Consider the following 2,563-nt stretch of genomic DNA (forward strand, 5'->3'; position numbering starts at 1 on the left):
AGTTGAACAAAATCGCTGCGCGATGGCTTGCCAAGGCTGTGGCGCAGCTTTCTTTTTCTCAATAATAAAATAGGCAATGGCAATTCTTACCAGTATTTGATATTGTAAAGTTACCACACAAAACAATTCAATACAGAAAGACACCACTGCCTATGAAAAGAATACCATTTGACCGCTTTTCTGACAAGCGGTTTTATTATGCTAATGCACCTCCATGTAAGCAGGGTTTTTCATTAACTACTGATTTTACATGGAGGATTTTATTATGTACGAAGAAATTTTTAATCAGATTCGATCTGCTGCAAATAAACGGAATCTCAAGGATTCCACGATTCATGCATACTGTACCAGTGTTGCTCATTTTTTGAACCGCACAGCCAAGGATATAGATGCATTAACAACTGACGATGTTGATATATTCCTAACTGAAAAGAAACTTTCCGGGATTTCACCAGAAACATACAATCACTACCATTCAGGAATCCGCTTCTTTTACAAAAAAATATTGAAGAAGAATTGGGATGATGATGACATACCTCGTATGAAAAGGGACAGAAAGTTACCAACGGTGCTTACAAAAGCAGAAATATCAGCTATTCTTGATGCTACGCCAAATTTGAAGCACAAAGCTATGATTGCTACTATGTATTCAGGCGGACTTCGTGTTTCAGAAGTCACACATCTTCATTATGATGATATTTCACGCACGAACAAAACCATACACATCCGTGATGGGAAAAGTCGCTCTGATCGTTATACTTTGCTTGCAGACCGGACGCTCGAAATATTGACAGAATACTGGTTTCAATGTGGCAGACCAAGGGGGATTCTGTTCCCAAGTTCATGGACAGGGGATTATCTTACAAAAGATAGTGTCATTCAGTTTTTTCGTGAAAGCGCCGAAAGAGCAGGCATTCAGAAACATGTCTCCACACATTGTTTGCGTCATAGTTTTGCAAGTCATCTGTTTGAGTCAGGCTGCGATATAAAATACATTCAGGCTCTTTTGGGACATCGTGATCCAAAATCAACAGAAATTTATCTGCATGTAAGCAATAAAACTCTGCTTGGTATTAAAAGCCCATTTGATGAGATGGGTGGTGAATGATTATGGATAAATCATGTACGATACAGGATGTATTTGAACGGTTCTATCCTTCTTATGAAAAGAGGAGTAACCCTCCTGCTCATCACAGAAAAACGGCTTATCACATCAGAAACTGTAAAACAGGAGTTTTTGGTGTAAACATCAGTGTTTGTGAGGACTGCGGATGTATCAGTGTTCACAACAACTCCTGCAGAAGCAGATGCTGTCCCATGTGCCAGGAGTTTCCGAAAGAGAAATGGATTGATGCACAAAAAGAGAACGTATTGGATGCACCCTATTATCATGTAGTATTCACAGTTCCTGAGGAATTGAATTCCATTATTTACAGCAACCAGAAGCTGTTATATGATGCACTGTATCATGCTGCTTCAGCCACATTGAATGAATTGTCAAAAGATGCAAAGTACCTGGGAGCTGATATAGGGTATATCTGCATTCTTCATACCTGGGGTTCTGCAATGAATTATCATCCTCATATTCATACCATTGTTCTTGGAGGTGGGCTTGATGATGAAAATAAATGGAAAGAAACAGGTGGAAATTTTTTTCTCCCATATGGTGTCATCTCAAAGGTGTTCCGTGGAAAATATCTGGATGAGTTAAAAAGCCTGTGGAATGATTCTAAGCTTAAATTTCATGGTACAGCGGAGAAATATCAGAACAGCTATCGTTTTAAAGAACTTCTTGATAAGTGTTATGAAAAGAACTGGGTCACTTACTGTAAAGAAACTTTCAATGGTGCACAGTCGGTTATCAATTATCTTGGAAAATATACCCACAGGATAGCAATCAGTAATCAGCGAATTAAATCCATGAAAGACACGACAGTTACATATGCAGTAAAAGACTATAAAAACGAAGGCTGTTGGAAAGAGAAAACAATTTCAGGAGAAGAATTCATCCGTCGATTCCTGATGCATGTTCCTCCCAAACAATTTGTCAGAATCCGTCACTATGGTCTGCTATCATGTAGAAACAAGAGAAAAAAGATAACTCACTGCAGAAATCTGCTTGGATGCAAGAAATACATTTCTACATTAAAAAATCTAAATGCAATAGAAATGATAAAGGTTTTGTATCACATCGATGTATGCAAATGTTCTTCTTGCGGAGGGAATATGGTATCACCCCGCAAAGATAAATACAGTTCTTCTTTTTGTGCACATATGAGATGTTAAAATCTACAATTGCATAGAATAAATGACTTCCGCATAGGAGGTTTGTTTGTCATGCCTGAAATTGATTTCTTGAATAAAAAAACTTTTACCAAAACATCCGGTATGATAAACTTAAGGAAAAGAGCAACGATTGAATCCCCATAGCTATCGGCTAAAGGGACGCGACTTTGTTCACCAAGGTAAAATCGAAATTGATGTAAACGAAAGGGCAGTTTTTATCAGAACTCAAGGCTGCTTTTTCGTTTACACCAACTCCGATTGTTTCCTTAACAGTTTG

Annotated in this window: 2 protein-coding genes; both read left to right on the plus strand. The window is 38.0% G+C overall.

Translation table 11 applies throughout. The annotated features are described in order from the left end of the window. Nucleotides 1-265: 265 nt before the first annotated feature. Nucleotides 266-1,108: a tyrosine-type recombinase/integrase gene (locus tag LI074_RS16850; protein ID WP_020993164.1), complete on the plus strand. Its 843-nt coding sequence runs from the start codon at nucleotides 266-268 to the stop codon at nucleotides 1,106-1,108. A gap of 2 nt (nucleotides 1,109-1,110) precedes the next feature. After that, entirely contained in the window at nucleotides 1,111-2,286 is a 1,176-nt protein-coding gene (locus LI074_RS16855; RefSeq protein ID WP_020993160.1) for an IS91 family transposase, read from the plus strand. The last annotated feature ends 277 nt before the right edge of the window (nucleotides 2,287-2,563 follow it).

The sequence above is a fragment of the Blautia sp. MSK18_10 genome, assembly GCF_020553185.1.
GTDB lineage: Bacteria > Bacillota > Clostridia > Lachnospirales > Lachnospiraceae > Blautia_A > Blautia_A wexlerae.